A 3,248-nucleotide genomic window follows, 5' to 3' on the forward strand; every position below is an offset into this window, starting at 1 on the left:
TCGCGAACGTAGGCGGGCGCTAAGTCCATCGATTCGAGAATTTGTCGCATCCCCGGTCGTAGCCGACGCCGGACCGGTCCTAGCGGCCCCGCCGTTACTGCGGACCCAGCGAGCGTGACGAGGTGGCGTCGTTCGAGATCGTCGAGACGCAGCGCCTCAGCCAGCGCGTGCAGTACCTGTTCGGAGATCTGCCGCGCGCGGCCCTGTTCGAGTTTCGCGTAATAGTCCGCGCTCACGCCAGCCAACGCCGCCACCTCGGCTCTCCTTAGCCCCTTGACCCGGCGGCCCTCGGCGGCCCACGGCAGACCGACGTCGTCGGGTGTCAGTGCGGTGCGTCGCGACCTCAGGAAGTTGGCGAGCTCGGTGTTGACGGTCATGCTCTGATCATCGTCGCTCAGGCACCCCGATCAAGAACCAAGGTGGTCACAGCAGAACCTGTTAACCCGTCGATCACGGGGCCTGTCCGGAACACCATGGATGCATGACTACGACCACGCAAACCACACACACTTGGTTCATCACCGGCGCATCGCGAGGCTTTGGACTGCTCGTTGCTCAGGAAGCGCTGCGGCGCGGTGATCAGGTGATTGCCACAGCCCGAAAGACCGACGGACTGACTGAGCGACTCGGCGGCAACTCCCAAAATGCCCTGGCAGTCGCCGTCGACGTCATCGACCCGAATAGTATCGCCGCCGCAGTAGCCGAGGGACTTTCCAGATTCGGCCGCATCGACGTCTTGATGAACAACGCGGGCCATGGACTACTCGGCGCGGTCGAGGAAGTCAGCGACGCGGCAGCACGCGCGGTGTTCGACGTCAACGTGTTCGGGTTGCTCAACGTCACCCGGGCGGTGCTACCGACGATGCGAGCACAACACTCCGGCACCATCTTGAACTTGAGTTCCGTTGCAGGCCAGTCAGCGTCGCCGGGTTGGGGTATCTACGCCGCAACCAAGCACGCGGTCGAAGCGATCAATGTTGCGCTTCACGCCGAACTAGCACCGCTGGGCATTCGCGTCACCGCGATTGAGCCGGGGCCATTCCGGACAGACTTTTTAGACAGCAGCAGCCTGCTCACCGAAGGATCTGCCATCACCGACTACGGCCCGACGGCAGGAAACGCCCGCCGCTGGGCGCAAGACACCAACCACGCACAGCTGGGTGACCCGGCAAAGGCTGCCTCCATCATGGTCGACCTCGCCCACCACGACGGCCCGCCGTTGCGACTCCCGTTGGGTTCGGACTGCGTTGCGCGTATCGAAGACGTGCTCACCGAGCAGCACAGGGAACTCGATGAATGGAGATTAGTGTCGTTGTCTACAGACCACAGCGGCTGATGTGCCTGCAACCAGGCGTCCTTGGAGGACACTCCGCGAGGGGCTGTTGGCCTTCACACTGGGTGGCACCGGCCGACCCCGAATTCGGCCTGTTGCGCACTGACCATGACGGGTCTAGCTGGTCTGAGGCACGCGTTTGCACAACGGATCTGGCGGCCCGGCCGAGGTCTTCGACACTGCTGCAGGCGGTATCGAGCGCGGCCAGCAGCGCCAACACCTGAACTCCCATCGCGTTCTCCACCAGAACTGGTTGCCTCAACTGAAGTTTCCGCAAATCAGGTTTGATTGCGGCGGCCGCCTGCTCGATGTCGCGGCTGCGCCCACACGCCGCAGGGCCGCGGCGATTCGTGTCACCGACAACTTGGCCGTAGCGGCCGGCGTGGGTCCGATCGCCAGGACTGCACGGGCCTCCGGGCTGGCGATCCCGAGCGGGAATCGGCTGACGATGATGGCCAGGAAGGTCGGGAAGAACTCGCGCAGGACCGAGCGGAGTTCGTTGTGCGCCTTGGTACGTCGCCAGATCGCGTCCTGATGAGCGCGGGCCAGCACCGCGATGGCCCGACCGGAATCGGCTCGTCGGCGCTCTCGCCGGCGGCGGCGAGCAGCTCAATCAGCTCGGCGAACCAGTGGGATCGTCGGTGATACGTTGCTTGGCGGTCAGTTGGCCGTTCTCGTCGACGATGGCGACGTCGTGGTGCGCTTCGGCCCAGTCGATGCCGCAGAAGAGTTTCATGGTGTCGTTTCCTCCTGTCGTTGGCGGGTTGTGTGTGGTTCACCAACCCGAGTCGGGACGCGCAGCGCTCTACTTACGAGGCTCGATGGACTCCCCTCCGATGAGCTGTTCGCGACCCCAGCGCCCCGCACGGCGCCGGTCTTCGATAAGAGCTCTCGGCTCAAGAAAGTTAAGGCGTTGCATCCGTGCGGGCGGGCAAGAACCACGTGGCCAATCCCACCGATTTATGACCCCGCAACCCTGGCGCGACACGCTCGACCTCTAGACAGGACTCCAGGTCCAGAAACGAGATAGGCATTTGCCGACGGCCAGGGCCGCAAGGTGAACCACCGCCGCCATCCTCACCACGCCGGTCTCATGAGAGGCCTCCACAACCAGGTTGGTTACAGGCGTTCGCGAAGACATCAGCGAGGGTACAGAAGTAAGTAGAAACGGGGTTGATCGTTTCCTGTCTCGGATCCCTACTAGCGTGAGTCTCGTGAATTGGGCAACTTACGGTGCTTTCGTACTCTTCGTTTCCGTGATCATCCTCATTCCCGGCCCCGACGTCGCTGTCGCTGTGAAGAACGCGCTCATGGGTGGACGCCGCCAGGGCGTCGCCGCGGTCATCGGTATTGGGATCGCCAGTCTGCTGCAGAGCACCGCTGCGGTCACTGGGCTGTCCGTGCTGATCACGACCGCCGAGCCAGCGTTTCTGACCGTCAAATGGGTGGGCGCGGCGTACCTGTGTTTTTTAGCGGCTCAGGCCTGGCGTAGTGCCTGGCGTGGTCGCTATCCTGAAGTCGTCACCGACGAGACGGTCCGGCCCGCTGTGTCCGTCGGGCTGCGCCAAGGATTCCTCTGCAACATCACCAATCCCAAGATCATCGCCTTCAACCTCGCAGTGTTCCCGCAGTTCCTCGGAACCCACCCGACGCCGCTGATCGCCACGCTGTATGCGGTCAGCCTGCCGGCGTTGGGCTCGCTGTACCTCGCTGTGTTGATCGTGGGTGTCGATCGTGCCCGGGCGGTGTTCTCCAAGAGACCGGTGCGCAGGGTGATGGACGCGGTCACTGGTGTAGCGCTGCTCGGTTTCGGGGCACGCCTCGCCGCCTCGTAGCCCCAAGTCGCGGTGTCTCGCTTCTCGTCTCATTCCATGCGTCTCGGGTCCGGACAGTCGGGTGCTAGGTCAGCCAGCCC

Annotated in this window: 5 protein-coding genes; 2 read left to right on the top strand and 3 right to left on the bottom strand. The window is 63.7% G+C overall.

From position 1 onward, the window contains the following. The coding region (locus ACRDUX_RS13210) for a helix-turn-helix domain-containing protein (RefSeq protein ID WP_526414479.1) at positions 1–377 on the bottom strand (377 nt) is incomplete at its 3' end. A gap of 104 nt (positions 378–481) precedes the next feature. Here ACRDUX_RS13210 and ACRDUX_RS13215 point away from each other — a divergent pair. Continuing rightward, positions 482–1,336 (top strand): SDR family oxidoreductase, encoded by an 855-nt coding sequence (locus ACRDUX_RS13215; protein WP_526414480.1) that lies wholly within the window; start codon positions 482–484, stop codon positions 1,334–1,336. A 255-nt stretch (positions 1,337–1,591) separates the two neighbouring features. Here the strand turns inward: ACRDUX_RS13215 and ACRDUX_RS13220 are convergent, their stop codons facing one another. Together ACRDUX_RS13220 and ACRDUX_RS13225 are read right to left on the bottom strand one after the other, a co-directional pair. Then, positions 1,592–1,885, bottom strand: coding sequence for a hypothetical protein (locus ACRDUX_RS13220; RefSeq protein ID WP_526414481.1), 294 nt, complete (start codon positions 1,883–1,885; stop codon positions 1,592–1,594). A gap of 61 nt (positions 1,886–1,946) precedes the next feature. Further along, the gene (locus ACRDUX_RS13225; RefSeq protein WP_526414482.1) at positions 1,947–2,069 is read right to left on the bottom strand and encodes an IS110 family transposase; all 123 of its coding nucleotides are present in this window, start codon (positions 2,067–2,069) and stop codon (positions 1,947–1,949) included. 520 nt (positions 2,070–2,589) lie between these two features. On the opposite strand from ACRDUX_RS13225, the gene ACRDUX_RS13230 reads away from it, so the two are divergent. After that, on the top strand, positions 2,590–3,168 hold the full coding sequence (locus ACRDUX_RS13230) for a LysE family translocator (protein WP_526414483.1): 579 nt from the start codon (positions 2,590–2,592) through the stop codon (positions 3,166–3,168). Positions 3,169–3,248 lie beyond the last annotated feature (80 nt).

Origin of the sequence: Mycobacterium sp. (assembly GCF_050701675.1) — a bacterium.
In the GTDB taxonomy this organism is placed as follows: Bacteria; Actinomycetota; Actinomycetes; order Mycobacteriales; family Mycobacteriaceae; genus Mycobacterium.